Genomic DNA, 19,293 nt, shown 5'->3' on the forward strand with positions numbered 1-19,293 from the left:
GGCAGCGGCCGACGTTTCCGCTCTTGTGCACGCGACGGATAGCGTTCAGAGTGAGGACATGACCGAACAGAAAATGATCACGCACTGGCTCGAGGGTTGTGCGGTACAGCGGATCATGTTCCGCGACGGTTTGATATTGAACTTCGACGACTACAACGAACTTGTCGTCTCGGCACCGATGCGGCTGACCCTGCCCGCGACGGACACCTCCCCCGTCGAGGTCGTTTCCATCGACCCCAAAGATCCGGCCGTCGAGGAGCGTCCCCTATTCGACTTTTCTGGCACTACGTGCACCGCGGTTTTGTGGTATGACACCGGAGACCTGCATCTGGAATTTTCTGACGGTCACCACATCGACGTATCGCCCGACGCCACCCACACCGCGTGGGAGCTGTACGGCAAGCATCATGGATACGCGGCTTGCCTGGCACGTGGCAAGGTGCGCGTGGTGCGACACGATATGCCTGACGGTGACGATTCCGGCTAGACCAGAAAATCTGGACTCCCCCGGCGCAACGTCTCACCCGGCATCAGACGCGTGCACCCGTCACGACCGGCATAGTCGGCGCACGTCAGGGTCGATCGCATGCGGATCTCAGCGGTTCCGGTCGCTGATCACGCGCCAACGTGATTGGATCGTCCCATGCAAGGCTCGGCGACCGTTCGGATGAAGGCACCTGCAGAGAAAATCTGGGAGCTGATCACGGATGTCCGCACTATTGGACGCTTTTCCCCGGAGACTTTCGAGGCGGAGTGGATCGACGGCGCGACCGGACCGGCGGTTGGCGCCCGGTTCCGCGGACATGTTCGTCGCAATGGGATCGGGCCGGTGTATTGGACGACCTGCCGGGTGACTGCATGCGAACCCGGCCGCGAGTTCGGTTTCGATGTCCTTCTCGGGGACAGGCCGGTGAATCACTGGCACTACCGGTTGACACCGACCGACGGCGGCACGGAGGTGACCGAATCCTTTCGGCTCACCCCCTCCGTGTGGACCACCCTTTACTATTGGCTGTTCGGCGGTTATCTGCGTCAGCGGCGCAACATTCGCGACATGACGACGACGCTGCAACGCATTAAAGACGTCGTCGAGGCCGCCTGACGGCCAACCATGGCGAAATCGATCTTCATCACCGGCGCCGGGAGCGGCATAGGCCGTGAGGGGGTCAAGCTCTTCCACGCCAACGGCTGGCGAATCGGGGCTATCGACCGCAACGACGCCGGCCTGGCGCTGCTTGCCGACCAGCTCGACGCCGCGCGGCTGTGGACCCGCAGGGTCGATGTGACAGACCGGATGGCCCTGCATTCGGCGGTGGCTGACTTTTGCGCCGGCAACCCGGGCGGCGGGCTGGACATGATGTGGAACAACGCCGGTATCGGCGAATCCGGGTGGTTTGAAGACATACCGTATGAGGCCGCGATGCGTGTCGTGGACATCAATTTCAAGGCGGTGCTCACGGGGGCCTATGCGGCACTGCCCTATCTCAAGAAGGCACCGGGCAGTTTGATGTTCTCGACGTCGTCATCTGCCGGCACATACGGAATTCCGCGTCTGGCGGTCTATGCGGCGACCAAACATGCGGTCAAGGGGCTCACTGAAGCACTGAGTGTGGAGTGGCAACGCCACGGTGTGCGGGTTGCCGATGTGCTTCCCGGCCTGATCGACACCGCGATACTCACTTCAACATCCGACCACTCCGACGGCGCCGGTGCGACACGGTCCGCTGAGGAGATTCGCGCCGCCGCACCCACAAGGGGCATGTTCCGGCTGATGCCCGCCGTCAGCGTGGCCCGGGTGGCCTGGCGCGCCTATCATCACCCCAGCCGATTGCACTGGTATGTGCCGAAAAGCATTCGCTGGATCGACCGTTTGAAAAGCGTTAGCCCCGAGTTCGTGCGCGGCCGTATCGCTAAAGCGCTGCCCACCCTGATACCGCAGCGGTAGCGACACCAGCTGACAAACTCCGGGAGCGGGAATACCAGAGCATCCGCGAGCAGCTCTCACGGCCGGCGCGGTCGGCCCGGTTCAGTAGCATGAGCCGCGGAGGCGGGATCTCACGATGTATGGAGGCGCTGGTGAGAGAACGGCTGCACTGGCTGGTCCTGCACGGGTTCGTCCGCGGTGTGGCGGCGATCGGCATTCGGCGCGGCGACCCACAGGCCCGCTTGATTGTCGACCCCGCCGTCAAAGCCGACCCGGTACCGTTCTATGAGGAGCTGCGCTCGCGCGGGCCTTTGGTGCGAGGTCGTATCAGCTACCTGACCGTCGACCACGCGGTCGCTTCCGAGGTGCTGCGGTCAGAGGCGTTCCGGGTGATTTCGCTGGGTTCGAACTTGCCGGCACCCCTGCGCTGGCTGGAGCGCCGCAGCCGCGATAAGCTGCTGCATCCGCTGCGCCCGCCGTCGTTATTGTCCGTCGAGCCGCCTGACCACACCCGATACCGCAAGACGGTCTCGTCGGTGTTCACCCCCAGGGCGGTCGCCAAGCTCCGCGATCGGGTGGAAGAAACCGCGGCCATCTTGCTGGATGAGCTCACCGACGGGCCGGGGGTGGTCGACATCGTGGCCCGGTATTGCTCCCAGCTTCCGGTTGCGATCATCAGCGACATCCTGGGGGTACCCGGGCCGGATCGGCGGCGCATCCTCGAGTTCGGTGAATTGGCCGCGCCGAGCCTCGACATCGGGCTGCCCTGGCCGCAATACCGGCGTGTGCAGCGCGGAATCGCCGGGTTCAATTCCTGGCTGGCCGGGCACTTACGGCAATTGCGGCGTGCCCCCGGCGATGACTTGATGAGTCAGCTGATTCAAGCCGCTGAAAGCGGTTCCGCAGAAACCTATCTCACTGAAACCGAACTGCAGGGAATCGCCGGGTTGGTGCTTGCCGCGGGCTTCGAGACCACAGTGAACCTGCTGGGCAACGGGATCCGCATGCTGCTCGACGCCCCCGAACACCTGCGGAAGCTCAGTGAACGTCCGCAGCTCTGGCCGAATGCGGTCGAGGAGATTCTGCGGCTCGAGTCACCGGTTCAGCTCACCGCCCGGGTGGCGCGCACCGACACGGCGGTAGCCGGCAGGGTGATCAGGGCCGGCGAAATGGTGGTTGTGTACCTGGCAGCCGCCAATCGTGACCCAGCGGTGTTCCCCGATCCGCACCGTTTCGATATCGAACGCGCCAACGCCGGCAGGCACTTGGCTTTCTCGGGCGGCCAGCATTTCTGCCTGGGTGCGGCCCTGGCCCGTGCCGAGGGCGAAGTGGGGCTGAGGGCGTTCTTCGACCGCTTCCCCGAGGTGCGCGCCGCGGGCGCCGGCAGCCGGCGGGACACCCGGGTGCTGCGGGGTTGGTCGACGCTCCCGGTGGCGCTGGGTCCGGCGCGGTCAATGGTTGCCCGCTAGCCAGCTCATTCACCCCGACGATCACGTGTTTGACACCTGTCTTGCAACCGACTTGTATTGACGCCGTGACGTATGACGCCATCATCCGCAATGGCCGTTGGTTCGACGGGACGGGTGCGCCCTCGGCGATCCGTGACATCGGTATCCGCGACGGTCGTGTTGTGGCGATAAGCCCGCACCGTTTGGGCGAGTCGGGCTGCCCGCAGGTGATCGACGCTAGCGGCAAGTGGGTGATGCCCGGATTCCTCGACATCCACACGCACTACGACATCGAAGTGCTTGACGGGCCCGCGCTGCCCGAATCGCTGCGCCACGGCGTGACGACGGTACTACTGGGATCGTGTTCGCTGTCGACTATTTATGTCGACCCGGTTCAGGCCGGCGACCTGTTCGGCCGAGTTGAGGCAATCCCGCGCGACCACGTGATCGCTGCGCTGGCCAAACACAAGACGTGGCGCAGCTGTGAAGAATACATCGCCGCACTGGAAGCGCGGCCATTGGGCCCGAATGTGGCAGCATTCATTGGCCACTCCGATATACGGGCCGCCACAATGGGTCTGGACCGTGCCACGAGGAATTCATTGCAGCCGACAGCGTGCGAGCAGGTGCGCATGGAACAGATGCTGACCGAAGCACTGGACGCCGGCTTTGTTGGGATGTCCTCGCAACAACTTCTTTTCGACAAACTTGATGGAGTGACTTGCCGCTCCCGCACTTTGCCGTCGACTTATGCAAAACGTCGAGAACTGCGGCGGCTCAAGGCGCTTCTGCGTAGAAACGGCCGGGTCTTGCAATCCGGTCCTGACATTGCCAATCCGTTTGATGTTGTGTCTCAACTGGTTCAGTCGCTGGGGGTGTTCCGCAAGCCGCTGAAGACCAGCTTGCTCTCCGCGGCGGACGTCAAAGCCAACCCACTCGTCATCCACGCCTTGGGACCTGCCGCGAGATTCGTGACCTGGCTGGGCGGGGACTTTCGGTGGCAGCACCTTCCGGTTCCCTTCACCGTGTACGCCGACGGCATAGACCTCGTGGTGTTCGAAGAATTCGGTGCGGGTGCGGAAGCTTTGCATCTCCGCAGCGAGGTGGAACGAAACGCGTTGATGCGCGACGAAGCCTACCGGCGGCGCTTCCGCAAGGATTACGACAGCAGATTCGGGGTTCGGGTGTGGCATCGTGACTTCTTCGACGCCGAAATCGTCGCATGTCCGGATGCATCGGTGCTTGGAAAGTCATTCGGCCAAGTTGGCCTCGACCGCGGCGGCCTGCATCCTGTGGATGCCTTCCTTGATCTAGTCGTCGAACATGGAAGAGCGCTGCGGTGGCGGACCACGATTTCCAATCACCGGCCCGGGGTACTTAAGAAGCTGGCCCGCGACTCCGGAGTGCAGCTAGGTTTCTCCGATGCTGGTGCCCATCTGCGCAATATGGCGTTCTACAACTTCGGACTCCGGCTGTTGCGGCACGTTCACGACGCGGAAAAGTCCGGTCGGCCGTTCATGACGATCGAGCATGCCGTGCATCGGCTCACCGGCGAATTGGCTGACTGGTATCGCCTTGATGCCGGTCATCTTCGGCTGGGCGATCGGGCCGACTTCGTCGTGGTTGATCCCGAGCATCTTGACTCGTCGCTGGATGACTACGCCGAAGCGGCAGTTGAGCAGTACGACAGCCTGGCCCGGATGGTGAACCGCAGCGATGGCGCGGTGAACGCGGTTTTCGTCAATGGGCGCGCGGTCTTCGTCGAAGGCGCACCAACCGGCCTGCTCGGCACCCAGCGCACCGGCAGTTTCTTGCGCGCGAAAACTGCTGCACTACCTAATCGGAGACCGCCGGCGGCAGGCGGTACAGATGTGTCGCATTCCGGTGTGCGATCATGTCGACCACTCGGATAGCGTCGGCCTCACTCCAGTCACCGTCGTCGACAAAACGTTGCAGCACTCGCTGGATGCCGTTGCGCCACAAGATCGCACCGAGAAAATGCAGCTCTGCTGGCCCGAACCCGTCCGACGAATACACAATTTTGTGGAATGGCGCCATCTCGAGTAGCCGGGCGATAAACGCCGGTGCGCGAGCCCCGAGGAAAGTGATACTCAGTCCCCCGTCCACATACACGTTGTTGAAGGCTTGCGCCAGATAGCCCGCTTCGCGTTCATAGGGATAGCAGTGCAGCAATACGATGGGGGTGTCGCCGGACTGGCGCAGAAAGTCGAGCAAATGTAATGGGTTCGCTTTGTGCAGGTCGCAGTCCCGGTCGCCGAAACCGACATGGAATTGCAAGGGTTTGCCCAGCCGCAGGGCCTGGTGCAAACCGAAACGCAGCAGCACCCGGTCACGCAGTCGCACCCCACCGGCCGCACGCCACCGGTCGGCAGCGGCCGAGACTTGCGCCGGCGACGGCTCGCTGAGCACACCCTCGAATCCGCCCCGGTAGGCCAGGATCGATTTGGTCCCCGCAGCGCTGGCTGCGCGTCGGTGCAGGATCTCCTGGAACGCTGAAGCATAATCGCCTGCGGCGTGCGCGGCCTGCTCGGCTACCTGCTCAAGGCGGATCAGCTCGTGTGCCCGGCCCCCGGAGAGCTCAGCCAGCGTGGTGACATCGGCGACACCATCGCCGATGCCGGTGTCCACCAGCCAGTCGCTCACCCCGGCGGCGGATAGAAAAATCCTGGCCAGCTCCGTCTCGGTGAACTGGCTGCGCCGTTCCCAATACTGCTGCGGGTCAGCATGTCTCGGCAAACCGAGTATCGGCGCGCAATGAGCGCGCACCGCGAAGCCCAGCTGAGAGTCAAAGCCTGAGTCAGCAAGCGGCTCGGTGTTGGCCTCGTTGAGGGCGTTTTCGAACCTCCGCCGGTCCCCCCCAGTCAACCAGCACCCGTGGACATGCTGATCGATCAACGGCACGGCGGCGATGTGGTGCTCCAGCGCCGAACTGGCCAGCGTCGCCACTCTTACACACTCCAGGCCATGCGGAACTTGTCGGCCAGTTGTTCCGGGCGCAGGTTCGCGTATCGTTCCTGTTCCAGGCGGCGGACCGCGACCACCACATCGACGGCGGGATCACCCAGAATAGCTCGAAGCCGCTTCGAACTATCCAGTGCGGCAATGGCTTTGCTTTGGCTAGCGGAGAGCGCCGCAATTCCGGCGCGTTGGCGCTCGTGGTCGGGCAATGTTGCCGGGTCCACCGTGATTTCCGGCGGAAGCACCGCCTTATGTTTGATTCCCTCGAGGGCCAGGCCGAGAATCGCCGCGGATGCGAAGTAGGGATTAGCCGACGGATCCACCACTTTCACCTCGACATTGCTGCCGTTCGGCTTACCTCGAGCGTTGCAGACGAACCTCAGTGCGGCTTCCCGGTTTTCAGTTCCCCAGCAGATATACGCCCCGGCCCAGTTACCGGGCTTCATCCGCAACCCCGACACGATCGAACCGCACAGGATACCCTGAGCCTCCGGCAAACCCTCCAGTAATCCGGCCAGCGCACTTTCGCCGGCCGCCGTCATACCTCGGGCCCCTGTTCCGCCAGAGAACAGCGGCCCTTCGGCTGTCGCCAGCGAAAAGTGCTGATGCGCACCGGATCCCACACTATCGGCAAAAGGCATCGGCGACAGGCTCACACGCAGCCCATAGCGGCGGGCGACGCGGCCGATGATCGTCCGCGCCAGCACCAGTTGGTCAGCGGCGGCCACTGGGGGCTGGGGTGTTAGTGAGATCTCGAACTGGTTGGGCGCGTATTCAGGGTGGAACTGCTCGATACCGACACCGGATGCGGTCGCCGAGGCGGTCACGTCGCGGACGAACGCTTCATGTTCGAGTACACCGGCCAGTCCGTACTGCGCCCAGAGGGTTGACGGAAGCCGACTGCCGTCCGGATTGACCAGCAGGAACTCGATTTCATGACCGATCAACGCACGGATGCCGGCCTCAGCCAGCGCCGTCTCGACGCGAGCCAGTGTTCCGCGGCTGCACGCCGCAAGCGGCGTGCCATCTTGTTCGAAGAACGCGCCGGGAGCCCAGGCCAACCCGTCGCCGATGATGCGCAACGCCGACAGATCCACCCGGATACGGTGGTCGCCGACCACTCCGACGGTATCGCTCAACGCGATTCCGGTCTGGTCGATGGCAAAGCCGTGCCAGACTGGGCTGGCGCCCACCCCGGGGTCTGCGAACGTGTTGGTGCGCCGTATCGGCACCGTCTTGGCGTGCATCAGCCCGGCGGGGTTCACCACCGTAGCGATAACGGCGTCCACTCCCTCGGCTTCCAGCTGAGCAATCGCCGCGGCGGCAAGCGGTGTGGCGGTCATGGCAGCCATTGTGCAGTGCGGATACGGCCCCGGCGTGGAGTCCTCGTCGGCTATCCGCTGTGGTGGGCCGGGCTAGGCAAGGTGAGCATGCAGGCCTGCCCGATATCGAGGGTGCGCAGCACCCGGCCCATTCCCAGCCAGAGCGCACACGACAACGCCAGGTCGGCCAGCAACTCCTCGCTAAACTGCTCGCGGCAGCGGCGCCAGAAGTTTTCGTCATCACGCAAGACCGTGTGCTCCGTCGCGAACCGGTGCGCGAACTCCGCTGCCAGGCGCTCCTGGTCGGTGTACCCCGGCCAGGTGCGCCACTCGATCGCGTGGTTGTAGAACTCATCATCGACACCGGCGGCGGGCCCGTCGCCGACGCGGGTGTTGACACATACAGCGCACTCGTTGTGATACGCGATCACCATGCGTGCCAATTCGCGGGCGCGCAGCGGCAAGCGGTTGCGGTTGTAGACCGCATCGCTGAACCCGGCGATCGCGGCCCCGAGTTCAGGGGATTTCGACAGCCAACCCGCGAGGTCATCGTCGGCAAAAGGCCCGATCCTGCTCATGGCGCGATGCTACTCCGGTGCAATCGCACAGCCGAATAGATCGGCCCACCACGGCGCGACACCACCCGCACGGTATTGTCTCCGCCCGCGTGCCCGGCTGCTCAGCTCATCGCAGCCCGGTTGGATCTTGCGTCGGCCGTAATCACCTTGATGCGCACCATCCTTCGTTAGCCTCCCCCGGTCGCCGTCGCACACCCCGTCACCGGGTACGGGCCAACCGGCCGACTGGCGGGCCGTGCATCGCGGTGCTGAACGAACTGTCGTGCCACAGGCAGCCGGGAACTTGCGACCGAGCATCCCGGCTCAGCCCCGCACGATCTCTCAGTTCGTCGGGGGCCGGGCCACGCACTGGGCGGAGTAGAGTTCCTCGCCGAGCTTGTCCATCAGTTCCAGCTGCGTTTGCAGATAGTCGATGTGGGTTTCCTCGTCTGCCACGATCTTCTCGAAAAGGTTTGCGGTCGTGGTGTCTTGCTTTTCGCGGCACATGATGATCCCGGGTTTCAGGCGGTTCAGCACGTCGTACTCAATCGCCAGGTCGCTTTCGAATTGCTCCCGTAGCGTCTGGCCGACGCGCAACGACCCGATCCGCTGATAGTTCGGCAGGCCGTCGAGTAACAAGATCCGGTCGGTGACCATTTCGGCGTGCCGCATTTCATCGAACGCCTCGGCGCGAGTCCGGGACGCCAATTCGGTGAAGCCCCAGTTTTGCTGCATCTTGGAGTGCAGAAAGTACTGGTTAATGGCGGTGAGTTCGCTGGTCAGTTGCTCGTTGAGCAGGCGTAAGACGTCCGGATCACCGTGCATGGTCGCTCCTTCGGCTCAAAAGCTGTGGACTGCCGGGCAGGCTGCCGTGGCCCTGCCCGGCGATGCCGCGTTCAATCTACCGGCGCGCATGGCGCATTGCGCGACAGGCCCGCCGGAGCCAAGCGCGCACCAGTTTTGGCTTAGGTTAGACTGCACTCATCCAAGTTAGGTTAGACTGCGCTAAACTAGCTGTGGTGTGATGTGGTGGCACCGTCTCCGACCAGGAGGTGTGATGGCCGAGATCGGGACAGCGGCATGTGTGAGGCTGTGCTGATGTACGTCTGCCTGTGCGTCGGAGCTACCACCCAGACGGTGTCGGCGGCCGTCCAGCGCGGCGCGTCGACGTCCAAGCAGATTGCCGCTGCCTGCGGGGCCGGCGCCGATTGCGGGCGTTGCCGGCGCACGCTGCGGGCAATCATTGCCGCGGCCTCCCCACTCGAACCCAGCCGGTCAGCCTAGGCCGCGGTCTCAGGTGGCCGGCGAGCGTCACATGCCCCGGCCTGCGGTGAATTTGGCCAGGGCCTCGGCGTTGACCTGCGTGCCGAGAAGTTCGGCGAAGTAGGCGTTCTCGCGTGCGCTCGCCGCGCTGATCCCCGGGCGCAGCGGTTCAGCGATACAGTTTTTGACCGCCATTAGACTCGAGATCGGGTGCGCAGCAAGAATCTCCGCATGTCGGCGCGCCTCGGTCAACAATTCGGACGGTTCGCAGACTTTCCAGACCAGCCCCATCCGCAGCGCCTGGTGGGCGTCCACCCATTCCGCGGACATCAACAGCCAGGCCGCGTTCTGCCGGCCCAGCAGCCGCGGTAACAGGTAGGAGGACGCGGCTTCGGGCGCGACGCCGAGGCTAGTGAACGGGCATTTCAAGCGCGCCGTCGACGACATGAACGCCAGGTCGGCGTGGCCGAGGATGGTGACGCCGATGCCCACCCCGATACCGTTCACCGCGCAGATCAGCGGTTTGGGGAAACGGCTGAGTGCGTCGATGAGTCCGGTGAAACCGTATTTCCCCGGGACGAAGTGCGGGTCGCTGACACGCGCCTGCATCTCGGTGAGATCGGTGCCGGCGCTGAAGGCCCGTCCAGCGCCGGTCAGCAGCACGACGGCGACCTGCGGATCGTCGGCGGCGGCCAGCAGGGCCTCGGCGGTGGCATCGTAGAGGGCCTCGTTGAAGGCATTGAGCGCCTCGGGCCGGTTCAGGGTGAGGGTGCGTACTCGGTTGGTATCGTCGCTCTGCAGGATCACCGCTGCAGCCTAAAGCGCGGGTCAGGCATTGCCGTACACCCGGGTGGGGGCCACCAGCACCACGGTGCGCCGCTCGGCGTCCATCACCCGGTCGTATTCGTCCCAGTTGTCGTGGGTGCCCCCGGCAGCGATGAACACCTCGCGTCTGAGCAGGCGCAAACCATGGGGCTCGGCCAACCAGGGCTGCGGGTCGTCCGGCCCGGCGAGCTCCGCATGGCCCTCGACGGTGGCCCAGCGCCAGCCGTCGCGGAAGGTGATCGCCAGCTGCGGCCGCTCGCGCAGGTTGGCAAGCTTGACCTTGCCGTAGGTGACGAAGCCCAGCGACGGTTCTCGGCTGATCGGGTGGGCCAGCAGACCGACGTTGACCAGCGAAGCCTGCACGGTCCCGTCGGCACGAACGGTGGACACCACGGCGAGACCCCGCTCTGCCCGGGCCAGTGCCACAGCGCCGTCGAGGGTGGTCATCAGCAAGCCCTCAGGTCCTAAACGGTGTTTTGATGAGGTAGCGGCTGGTCGGCACGGTGTCGATGTTCTCGTTGGCGCCGAACGCCGTTGTGCTGGCCAACATCCGGTTCAGCCGGTTATGCAGGTCGTCCTCGTCGGCGGCTCCAAAGAACGCTTTCAGGTCGCTGACCGCTTCGGCCGGGAACAATTCTTCGACGATTCCGGCAATCGCCGGCGCGTGGGGAGTCAGCGCGCGCACCACCCAGTTCTGGGTATAGCCGAAGGTCGCCTGCGTCTCGATGGCCACCGGCGTGTGGTCACGCTGCCAGCGGTTCAGCCAGGTCTCTTGGTCAAGCCCGGGTGGCCGGCGCAGCAACGCAATATTGGCTAGACCCGGTGTCCGCGAACCGCTGTCGACCGGCGGCGCAAGCGGTACCGATTCGGTCACCAAGTAGGCGGCCAGGTGCGCGGCTTCCTTCTGCAGCAAGGCCAGCGCCGCCGCAAGTTGCTCGCCGTAGCACTGCTGGGTCCACATACTCACCACCGCGGCGACCGGCGGGTCGAGCGTCGTGAACGTCATCAGCGAATCACGCACCGCGCCGTCACGAACGTTGACCGATAACCCCGGAACGCCGAGTTGCACGATGGCGGCGGCCACCGGACCGCGTAAGCGCTCGCACCAGTCGTCGTCCCCGTCTGCGGTCATCAGCACCGCAACGACCTTCTCCACGGCCGTAACCTCCGTTTCTGCCCGGGCAGGTGGCGCCTGACTACTCGGGGCCGGGTTGACCTCTGGCCCACCGGGGCAGGATGAACACTCCCTCGGCCTGAACCGTGACACCATCATCATCGGCGAGGTGGCCGACGGCGAATGTTTTCACCCCGTCGGTTCGGGTGGTTGTCGCTTCGGCGTGCAGATGCCCCAACCGGGTGGCCCGGACGTAGCGGAGACTGATCGTTCCGGTGAAACGTGGGTTGACACCGTCGCTGGCCGCTTCGCCGAGGATGTGATCGAGAATCAGGGCAGCAACTCCGCCGTGCACGTGCCCGGGAGGTCCTTCGTACGCAGCGCCCAGGTGAAAGTCACACCACACCGTGCCTGACGCGTCGTGATGCACCTCCAAGGGAGGTGCGATGGGGTTGCGAATCCCGATCGCCACGTTGCCCCACGCCATCCGCTCTCCAGTGCTCAGATAGCGGATACCGAACGTTCCGTCGAGCTGTTTGCTCTGCAAACGTGCTGTTGCCGAGTCGATCTCGGCCTTGGCCGCGGCGACGACGTCAAAGTCCACCTGGGTCCGGATGGTGGCGTCGATCAAGGCCCGTACCGAGCGGGTCAACGGCTCGTACACCGCGCGCAGCCGCTCGACGTCTGCGGCGCTGAGGTTTTCCGGGGTGAACTCCAGCATGCCTGAAACTAGAACACGTTGCTGTGCGACGGCGACAAAGGGGGGCCGGTCCGGGTGCGAATCGCCGGCTAATCGCTCAAGCTGATAAGGCGCACCTGCTGATCGTGGCTGATCAGCTCGCCGATGATACCGGCAAGTCGTCGATACGGGCCCTCGCGGCCGCTCGAAGAGCGAAACACCAGTCCGATCCGCCGCCCGGGACGAGGCGCGGCGAACTGGGCCAGACCGAGCCGGCTGCGTGCGGCTTCGACGGCCACCGCGGTCTGTGGGATCAGCGTCACCCCCAGTCCTCCTGTCACGCATTGCACCGCGGTCGCCAGCGACGCTGCGCGGGTGTTCGCCACCTCGGGTCGTACGCCTGCCTTGCGGCACACGTCTAACGCCTGGTCGCGCAGGCAGTGACCTTCGTCGAGCAACAGCAAGGGCAGATGTGCCAGGGTGGCCGCAGGCACCCGCCGTTTACCTGACAGGGGGTGCCCGGGCGGCAGCGCCAGCACGAAATCCTCCTCGTAGATCGGTACTTCGGTGATTCCGCTGGTGGTGGCCGGCAGGGCGATCAACGCGGCATCCAATCGCCCTTCGCGCAGCGCCGTCAGCAGCCGTTCGGTCTGGTCTTCGATTACGCGCAAACTCAGCGCCGGTAGCCGCTCGGTCAGTCCTGCGAGCACCGTCGGTAACACATACGGCGCCACCGTCGGAATCAGCCCGAGTCGTATGCTGCCGTGCAGCGGATCGGACACTCCCGCGGCGGCTGCGGTGAAACGGGCCGCCGCCTCCACCACGGCCTGGGCGTAAGGCAGCAGCTGCCTACCCTCCGTCGTCAAAAACACCCGCCGGGTCGACCGCTCTACCAGCTGCATCTGCAGTCCCGTTTCCAGGGCTGTCAGCGCCTGTGACAGGGTCGACTGACTGACGCCCAGAGCGCTTGCCGCACTGCCGAAATGCTGCTTTTCCGCCACTGCGGCAAATGCCCGTAGCCCGGCCAGGGTCGGTTGATAACACCTATCGGACATACCTATTAGTATAGTGGGATATATCACCTTTAATTCAAAGTTCGTTTTCGGCACTATGGAGGGTGAAAGCCCGATCCACCAACAGATTCGACGAGGAGTGATATGGCGCTGTTGACCATCGGCGACCAGTTCCCCGCCTACCGCCTGACCGCGCTGGTGCCCGGGGACCTGTCGAAGATCGACGCCAAACAACCCGGCGACTACTTCACCACCATCAGCAGCGATGACCACCCGGGCAAGTGGCGTGTGGTGTTCTTTTGGCCCAAGGACTTCACGTTCGTGTGCCCCACCGAAATCGCTGCGTTTGGCCGGTTGAACGACGAATTCGCCGACCGTGACGCACAGGTACTGGGCGTTTCGGTTGACAGCGAGTTTGTGCACTTCCACTGGCGGGCACAGCATGAGGACCTCAAGAACCTGCCGTTTCCGATGCTGTCGGACATCAAGCGCGAGCTGGTCACCGCCACCGGTGTGCTCAACGACGAGGGTGTCGCCGATCGTGCGACCTTCATCGTTGACCCCGAAAACGAGATTCAGTTCGTTTCGGTGACCGCGGGCTCAGTGGGCCGCAATGTCGACGAGGTGCTACGGGTGCTGGATGCGCTGCAGTCCGACGAATTGTGTGCCTGCAACTGGCGCAAGGGCGACCCGACCCTCAACGCCGCTGAACTGCTGAAGGCTTCGGCGTAGGGGGGGCGATGAGCGTCGAGAATCTGAAGGATGCCCTGCCGGAGTACGCCAAAGACCTCAAACTCAACCTCGGCTCGGTGACACGCACCACGCTGCTCAATGAAGAGCAGCTGTGGGGCACCCTATTAGCCAGTGCGGCGGCCAGCCGCAACACACAGGTGCTGGCCGAAATTGCCGCCGAAGCGGTCGGCATTCTGTCGGCTGAGGCCTATCATGCGGCGCTGGGCGCCGCCTCGGTGATGGGTATGAACAACGTGTTCTACCGCGGCCGGGGTTTCCTCGCGGGCCAGTACGACGACCTGCGGCCCGGGTTGCGGATGAACATCATCGCCAACCCCGGCGTGGACAAAAAGAATTTCGAGCTGTGGTGCTTCGCAGTGTCATCGATCAACGGATGCCCCGACTGCGTCACCGCCCACGAGCACACACTGCGCGAAGCAGGCGTCGACCGGGAAACGATTCTGGAAGCGTTGAAAGTCGCCGCGATCGTCGCGGGTGTGGCGCAGGCGATCACCGCTGCCCAAACATTGGCCGCTGCCGGCTGAGCATGACGCTGCCGGCGCCGGGTTGAACACTAGACTTGGCCTTCGTGGCCATCAGCGAGATCGATCTCGACTATCTGCGGCGCTGTGTTGAACTTGCGCGTGTTGCGCTCGACGCCGGAGACGCACCTTTTGGGTCAGTCCTGGTGGACGACGAGGGCCGAACCCTCTACGAAGGCCGCAACCGCTCTGGCAACGGGGACCTCACCCAGCATCCCGAATTCGCCATCGCCCGTTGGGCCGCAGTAAATGTGGCTCCGGTCAGTCGGATTCGGGCGACGGTGTACACGTCTTGTGAACACTGTCCCATGTGCGCGGCCGCCCACGCCTGGGTCGGTCTGGGACGCATTGTCTACGCAACGTCAGCCGCTCAGCTGAACAACTGGCTTGCGGAATGGCGCGCACCCACACCTCCGGTGGCGCCGCTGCCGATCACCACGGTGGCGCCCAAGGCCGTGGTCGACGGCCCGGCACCTGCGCTCGAGGAGGAACTGAAGTCGTTGTACGCGGCCAAATATCAACGGTGAGCCGTCTGGTCCGGTACGCGATGTAGCGGCAGGCCCATCCCGTCGGTTTCGTGGGCGACATCGAGCCGCGCCACCTAGAGTTGCACACGGGCGACGCCTCAGCATAAGCGAGGCGGCAGGGCGGATGAGGGTATCACTCGATGACGGTCAACCGGCGGGTGCCACGACTGCGAGACCTGGCACCGCTGATCCGGTTTGACAAGCCTCGATTCAACCGCAGGAGACGCCTGGAGGCCGCACAGACCATCCACGATCTGCGGCGCATCGCTAAGCGGCGCACCCCGAAGGCCGCATTCGACTACACCGACGGCGCTGCCGAGGACGAGCTGTCGATCGAACGTGCCCGGCAAGCGTTTCGTGAGATCGAATTTCACCCATCAATTTTGCGCGACGTCACGACGGTACGCGCCGGATGGGAGGTCCTCGGCCAGCCGGTAGCGTTGCCTTTCGGGATTGCCCCGACCGGTTTCACTCGACTGATGCACACCGAGGGCGAGATCGCCGGCGCGCGAGCGGCGGCATCAGCGGGGATCCCGTTTTCGCTGTCCACCTTGGGTACCGCTTCGATCGAAGATGTTGCAGCGGCAATTCCGGAGAGCCGCAAATGGTTTCAGCTATACATGTGGCGTGATCGCGACCGCTCCATGGCACTGGTGCGACGGGCTGCGGACGCGGGGTTTGACACGCTGATGGTCACCGTCGATGTGCCGGTCGCCGGGGCGCGGCTGCGCGATATCCGCAACGGGATGACGATCCCGCCGGCGCTGACAGCGCGGACGGTCCTCGATGCGCTGCGGCACCCCACCTGGTGGTTCGATTTGGTGACGACCGAGCCGCTGGCGTTCGCCTCCCTGCAGCGTTGGCCCGGCACCGTCGGCGAGTACCTGGACACCATGTTCGACCCCAGCGTGACGTTTGCGGATCTGGCCTGGATCAAGACCCAGTGGCCGGGCAAGCTGGTTGTCAAGGGGATCCAGACGCTCGAGGACGCCCGCAAGGTCGTCGATGCAGGGGCCGACGGCATAGTGTTGTCGAATCACGGCGGCCGCCAACTCGATCGGGCTCCGGTCCCGTTTCATTTATTGCCCTCGGTTGCGCGCGAAGTGGGCAAGCACACTGAGATCCTGCTGGATACGGGCATCATGTCTGGGGCCGATATCGTCGCTGCCATCGCGCTGGGGGCCCGGTTCACACTGGTCGGGCGAGCGTACTTGTACGGGCTGATGGCCGGTGGCGAAGCAGGTGTGCACCGCGCCATCGAGATTCTCTCCGGACAGTTGACCCGGACTATGCGGCTGCTCGGTGTGACCTGCCTGGAGGAGTTGTCGCCGAAACATGTGACTCAATTGCGGCGGCTGCTGCCGATTTCACCGGCTTCTCGCTGAGTGGCGGGCCGGTGCGCCCGGGATGCGCAGGTGGCTTTCGGCTACTGCACGTGCTGGTCGGAGGCGTGTCGGGTGGGCTTATCGTCGAGCGTGAATCCCCAGGAGCTGTTGGCCTCGGCCAGATCAAAGCCCTCGGTGTTGGCGGCACTGTCGCGGCCCGATTCACCGAAGTTCCCGGAGTCGGCGATGTAGGTGTGGCCCAATGTTTCGGTGCCGGGCAGCTTGCCGGGCGGGAAGTTGGTTTCGATCGCCGCCAGCGCGGCTTCGAACATTTTCTGGCGCCCCCGAATTGCTCCAAGAGCAGTTTCGCGAACGCGGGATTGGGCTCATCAACCCGCACGGTGTACATCATCGCGGTGTTGTGCAAAAACATGGAGCGCTCCTTGACGGTCGGGACCCGGCCGGGGCTTATCCCAGCAGCTCGCGTATACCCGTTTCCGCCGATCGCAACCGGCGGCTGAGGTCCGGCTGATGTGGCGCGCGCGTGCCCGCGCTGTCGTGTGCATCTGGCGGTGTGGTCGGTGGCCATCCGCGTGCGGCGGTGCCGGGGCCAGCCGCGGCCGGTACCGTCGAGACAAAACCGAGATGCCCGGAGGTCACCCCAGCAATGTCGTCGGCCGGTCCGCTGCTCGCCTCAGCCGCCTCGCCGCTGGACCTGGTGGCGGCGCGTGAGCAGATGGCGATCTCGCTGGGCTGGCACATCATCCTGGCCTGCCTGGGCGTCGGGATGCCCGCGTTGACGCTCTTCGCCGAGTGGCGGGGCTGGTGTACCGGCGACGACGCTTACCGGCTGCTGGCGCGTCGGTGGGCTCAGGCCATGGGGGTGCTTTTCGCGGTCGGCGCGGTGTCGGGCACCATCCTGAGCTTCGAGATGGGTCTTTTGTGGCCGGGGATGATGGGCCGCTACGGGCAAGTTATCGGCCTGCCGTTCGCGATCGAGGGTGTCGCGTTCTTCATCGAGGCCATATTTCTCGGCATCTACCTCTACGCGTGGGACCGTCTGCCGGCCCGTACTCACCTGGTATCCGGCATCCCGGTCATCGTCGCGGGCATTGCCTCGGCATTCTTCGTCGTCAGCGCGAACGCGTGGATGAACCAGCCGCGCGGTTTTGCCCTGCGGGACGGCCACGTCAGTGCCGTCGATCCGTATGCCGCGATGTTGAATCCGGCGACCCCGCCGGAGACGATCCATATGATCCTGGCCGCGTTTATGGTGTCCGGTTTCGTCATGGCAAGCGTCTACGCGGTCGGGCTGCTCCGCGGCCGGCGTGACCGTTACCACCGACTCGGGTTTCTGGTCTCGTTCACTGCCGCCGCCATCGTCACCCCGCTGCAGATCGTCGCCGGTGATTACGCTGCCCGCTTCCTCGTCGCCAAACAGCCGATCAAACTGGCTGCGATCGAAGGCGTCTACCAGACCGGGTCGCATGTCCCGTTGACGATCGGCGGGTTTCCCGTCGATGGTCAGCTGCGCTACGGCCTGAAGATTCCGGACGGTTTGTCACTGCTCGTGGGTTTCCGCCCCGAAACCGTCATCACCGGCCTGGACAGTGCACCCGCCGACGCCCGCCCCCCGGTCGTGGTGCACCTGACCTTCGACCTCATGGTCGGCAGCGGCTTTGCCTTGTTGCTGCTGGTCGCCTGGCTTGGCGTCACGTGGTGGCGGCGCCGCGACCTGCCCCGCAACCGCTGGTTCCTGCGGGCGGCAGCGCTCGCGGGCGCCGCCGCCTGCGTCGCGCTGGAAACCGGCTGGGTCACCACCGAGGTCGGGCGCCAACCCTGGATCGTCTGGGGATTCCTCAGAACCGCCGACGCGGTGAATCCCGCGCCGGGCCTGGCTGCCAGCTTGCTCGTCGTGAGCGCGGTCTATGTGCTGTTAACCGTGGGCACGGTCCTTGTCCTGCGCCGCATGGCGCACAGCCGCCGCATGTTCGCACCGCGACAGCCGGTGGAGGCCGGATGACGCTGGCGGATTGGTCGATCGGTGTGCTGTGGATCGGTCTGACGCTGTACGTGCTGCTCGCCGGCGCGGACTTCGGCGGCGGATTCTGGGACCTGTTCGCCGGCGGGAGCGAACGGGGCCGCGCGCAGCGAACACTGATCGAGCACTCGATTGGCCCGGTGTGGGAGGCGAACCATGTGTGGCTGATATTCGTGTTGGTGCTGCTGTGGACCGCGTTTCCCCCGGTGTTCGCCGCCGTCATGTCCACCCTGTACATACCGCTGACGCTGGTGGCGCTGGGCATTATCGTGCGCGGCGCGGGTTTCGCGTTCCGCAAGGCAAGTGATGAGCTCGGGCAGCAGCGGCTGTTCGGCGCCGCGTTCGCGTTGTCCTCGGTGATCACGCCATTCTGTTTGGGCGCCGTGGCCGGCGGCATCGCGTCGGGCCGCGTGCCGGCCGGGTTGGCGCGCGGCGACCTCCTCAACAGCTGGTGGAACCCGAGTTCGATACTGGGCGGCACGCTCGCGGTCGGCGCGGCCGCCTATCTGGCGGCCACCTACCTGTGCGCAGACGCGCAGCGTGAGGGCCAGAGTGCGCTCGTCGACGCATTCCGGCTGCGGGCGCTGGCGACGGGTGCGGTGCTGGGCGTCGCGGCACTCGGGGGTGTCGCGGTGCTGCACGCCGACGCGCCACGTCTGTTTCACGGCCTGACACATCGCGCATTTCCCCTGATCATCGCCTCAGCAGCGGCGGGTGTGGCCTCGCTGTTGCTGCTGCTGACCCGCCGTTATCTGGCGGTACGGCTGACCGCAGCGTTTGCTGTGGGCACCCTGCTGTGGGGGTGGGCCGTTGCTCAGTACCCCTACCTGCTCGTCCCGGATGTGACCATCGGCGATGCTGCAGCCAATCGGGCTGTCCTCACAGCTATGTTGATCGCGCTGGGTTGCGGCGCGCTGGTGCTGATTCCGTCGCTGCTATGGCTGTTTGTGATCTTCCAGCGCCAGCGGCCGGGGACCGTGCGCTGAACAGCCGCGCCGGTGT

Annotated in this window: 22 protein-coding genes; 12 read left to right on the forward strand and 10 right to left on the reverse strand. The window is 64.8% G+C overall.

The annotated features are described in order from the left end of the window. Positions 1-58 precede the first annotated feature (58 nt). The 5 genes from G6N08_RS16190 (at position 59) to G6N08_RS16210 (ending at position 5,285) form a co-directional block, all read left to right on the forward strand. On the forward strand, positions 59-487 hold the full coding sequence (locus tag G6N08_RS16190; RefSeq protein ID WP_163758925.1) for a DUF6188 family protein: 429 nt from the start codon (positions 59-61) through the stop codon (positions 485-487). 156 nt (positions 488-643) lie between these two features. Then, positions 644-1,102: an SRPBCC family protein gene (locus G6N08_RS16195; RefSeq protein ID WP_163758927.1), complete on the forward strand. Its 459-nt coding sequence runs from the start codon at positions 644-646 to the stop codon at positions 1,100-1,102. A gap of 9 nt (positions 1,103-1,111) precedes the next feature. Next, positions 1,112-1,945, forward strand: coding sequence for an SDR family oxidoreductase (locus tag G6N08_RS16200; RefSeq protein WP_163758929.1), 834 nt, complete (start codon positions 1,112-1,114; stop codon positions 1,943-1,945). Between the two features lie 131 nt (positions 1,946-2,076). Further along, positions 2,077-3,393, forward strand: coding sequence for a cytochrome P450 (locus tag G6N08_RS16205; RefSeq protein ID WP_163758932.1), 1,317 nt, complete (start codon positions 2,077-2,079; stop codon positions 3,391-3,393). A 65-nt stretch (positions 3,394-3,458) separates the two neighbouring features. Continuing rightward, positions 3,459-5,285, forward strand: coding sequence for an N-acyl-D-amino-acid deacylase family protein (locus tag G6N08_RS16210; protein ID WP_174813303.1), 1,827 nt, complete (start codon positions 3,459-3,461; stop codon positions 5,283-5,285). Here the strand turns inward: G6N08_RS16210 and G6N08_RS16215 are convergent. From G6N08_RS16215 to bfr, 4 genes are all read right to left on the reverse strand, one after another. After that, positions 5,209-6,339 (reverse strand): amidohydrolase family protein, encoded by a 1,131-nt coding sequence (locus tag G6N08_RS16215; RefSeq protein ID WP_163758934.1) that lies wholly within the window; start codon positions 6,337-6,339, stop codon positions 5,209-5,211. The two genes, G6N08_RS16210 and G6N08_RS16215, sit on opposite strands and share 77 nt — an antisense overlap. A gap of 2 nt (positions 6,340-6,341) precedes the next feature. Beyond that, positions 6,342-7,694, reverse strand: coding sequence for a type I glutamate--ammonia ligase (locus tag G6N08_RS16220; RefSeq protein ID WP_163758935.1), 1,353 nt, complete (start codon positions 7,692-7,694; stop codon positions 6,342-6,344). A gap of 50 nt (positions 7,695-7,744) precedes the next feature. Continuing rightward, the gene (locus tag G6N08_RS16225; RefSeq protein ID WP_163758937.1) at positions 7,745-8,251 is read right to left on the reverse strand and encodes a carboxymuconolactone decarboxylase family protein; all 507 of its coding nucleotides are present in this window, start codon (positions 8,249-8,251) and stop codon (positions 7,745-7,747) included. A 321-nt stretch (positions 8,252-8,572) separates the two neighbouring features. Continuing rightward, positions 8,573-9,055, reverse strand: a complete 483-nt coding sequence (bfr, locus tag G6N08_RS16230; RefSeq protein ID WP_163758939.1) for a bacterioferritin — start codon at positions 9,053-9,055, stop codon at positions 8,573-8,575. A 273-nt stretch (positions 9,056-9,328) separates the two neighbouring features. Here bfr and G6N08_RS16235 point away from each other — a divergent pair, with 273 nt between their 5' ends. Further along, complete coding sequence (locus G6N08_RS16235; RefSeq protein WP_163760757.1) at positions 9,329-9,514, forward strand: (2Fe-2S)-binding protein; 186 nt, start codon at positions 9,329-9,331, stop codon at positions 9,512-9,514. A gap of 27 nt (positions 9,515-9,541) precedes the next feature. Here the strand turns inward: G6N08_RS16235 and G6N08_RS16240 are convergent, their stop codons facing one another. The 5 genes from G6N08_RS16240 to G6N08_RS16260 all read right to left on the reverse strand — a co-directional run bounded on the left by G6N08_RS16240 (position 9,542) and on the right by G6N08_RS16260 (position 13,166). Continuing rightward, complete coding sequence (locus tag G6N08_RS16240) at positions 9,542-10,300, reverse strand: enoyl-CoA hydratase/isomerase family protein (protein ID WP_163758942.1); 759 nt, start codon at positions 10,298-10,300, stop codon at positions 9,542-9,544. 21 nt (positions 10,301-10,321) lie between these two features. Next, positions 10,322-10,765 carry a TIGR03618 family F420-dependent PPOX class oxidoreductase gene (locus G6N08_RS16245; protein ID WP_163758944.1) on the reverse strand — a complete coding sequence of 148 codons (444 nt, stop codon included), beginning with the start codon at positions 10,763-10,765 and terminating at the stop codon, positions 10,322-10,324. Positions 10,766-10,775: 10 nt separating this feature from the next. Further along, a complete protein-coding gene (locus G6N08_RS16250) occupies positions 10,776-11,474 on the reverse strand; it encodes an EthD domain-containing protein (RefSeq protein ID WP_218033391.1) in 699 nt (232 codons plus the stop codon). A 40-nt stretch (positions 11,475-11,514) separates the two neighbouring features. Further along, positions 11,515-12,153: a PaaI family thioesterase gene (locus G6N08_RS16255; protein ID WP_163758946.1), complete on the reverse strand. Its 639-nt coding sequence runs from the start codon at positions 12,151-12,153 to the stop codon at positions 11,515-11,517. A 68-nt stretch (positions 12,154-12,221) separates the two neighbouring features. Beyond that, entirely contained in the window at positions 12,222-13,166 is a 945-nt protein-coding gene (locus tag G6N08_RS16260) for a hydrogen peroxide-inducible genes activator (protein WP_163758948.1), read from the reverse strand. Positions 13,167-13,268: 102 nt separating this feature from the next. On the opposite strand from G6N08_RS16260, the gene G6N08_RS16265 reads away from it, so the two are divergent. The 4 genes from G6N08_RS16265 to G6N08_RS16280 all read left to right on the forward strand — a co-directional run bounded on the left by G6N08_RS16265 (position 13,269) and on the right by G6N08_RS16280 (position 16,310). Further along, positions 13,269-13,856 carry a peroxiredoxin gene (locus tag G6N08_RS16265; protein WP_163758950.1) on the forward strand — a complete coding sequence of 196 codons (588 nt, stop codon included), beginning with the start codon at positions 13,269-13,271 and terminating at the stop codon, positions 13,854-13,856. A gap of 8 nt (positions 13,857-13,864) precedes the next feature. Next, positions 13,865-14,401 carry an alkyl hydroperoxide reductase gene (locus G6N08_RS16270; RefSeq protein ID WP_163758952.1) on the forward strand — a complete coding sequence of 179 codons (537 nt, stop codon included), beginning with the start codon at positions 13,865-13,867 and terminating at the stop codon, positions 14,399-14,401. A 44-nt stretch (positions 14,402-14,445) separates the two neighbouring features. Further along, positions 14,446-14,925 carry a nucleoside deaminase gene (locus G6N08_RS16275; RefSeq protein ID WP_163758954.1) on the forward strand — a complete coding sequence of 160 codons (480 nt, stop codon included), beginning with the start codon at positions 14,446-14,448 and terminating at the stop codon, positions 14,923-14,925. A gap of 140 nt (positions 14,926-15,065) precedes the next feature. After that, positions 15,066-16,310, forward strand: a complete 1,245-nt coding sequence (locus G6N08_RS16280) for an alpha-hydroxy acid oxidase (protein WP_163758956.1) — start codon at positions 15,066-15,068, stop codon at positions 16,308-16,310. A gap of 41 nt (positions 16,311-16,351) precedes the next feature. On the opposite strand, the gene G6N08_RS20865 is transcribed toward G6N08_RS16280, so the two are convergent. Continuing rightward, positions 16,352-16,582, reverse strand: a complete 231-nt coding sequence (locus tag G6N08_RS20865; protein ID WP_246216882.1) for a hypothetical protein — start codon at positions 16,580-16,582, stop codon at positions 16,352-16,354. Positions 16,583-16,917: 335 nt separating this feature from the next. Between G6N08_RS20865 and G6N08_RS16290 the strand changes: the two genes are divergently transcribed. Together G6N08_RS16290 and G6N08_RS16295 are read left to right on the forward strand one after the other, a co-directional pair. Next, a complete protein-coding gene (locus G6N08_RS16290; protein ID WP_163758960.1) occupies positions 16,918-18,273 on the forward strand; it encodes a cytochrome ubiquinol oxidase subunit I in 1,356 nt (451 codons plus the stop codon). Beyond that, positions 18,270-19,277: a cytochrome d ubiquinol oxidase subunit II gene (locus G6N08_RS16295; protein ID WP_163758962.1), complete on the forward strand. Its 1,008-nt coding sequence runs from the start codon at positions 18,270-18,272 to the stop codon at positions 19,275-19,277. Before G6N08_RS16290 ends, G6N08_RS16295 begins: the two co-directional genes overlap by 4 nt. Positions 19,278-19,293: the final 16 nt, after the last annotated feature.

The sequence above is a fragment of the Mycobacterium botniense genome, from assembly GCF_010723305.1.
In the GTDB taxonomy this organism is placed as follows: domain Bacteria; phylum Actinomycetota; class Actinomycetes; order Mycobacteriales; family Mycobacteriaceae; genus Mycobacterium; species Mycobacterium botniense.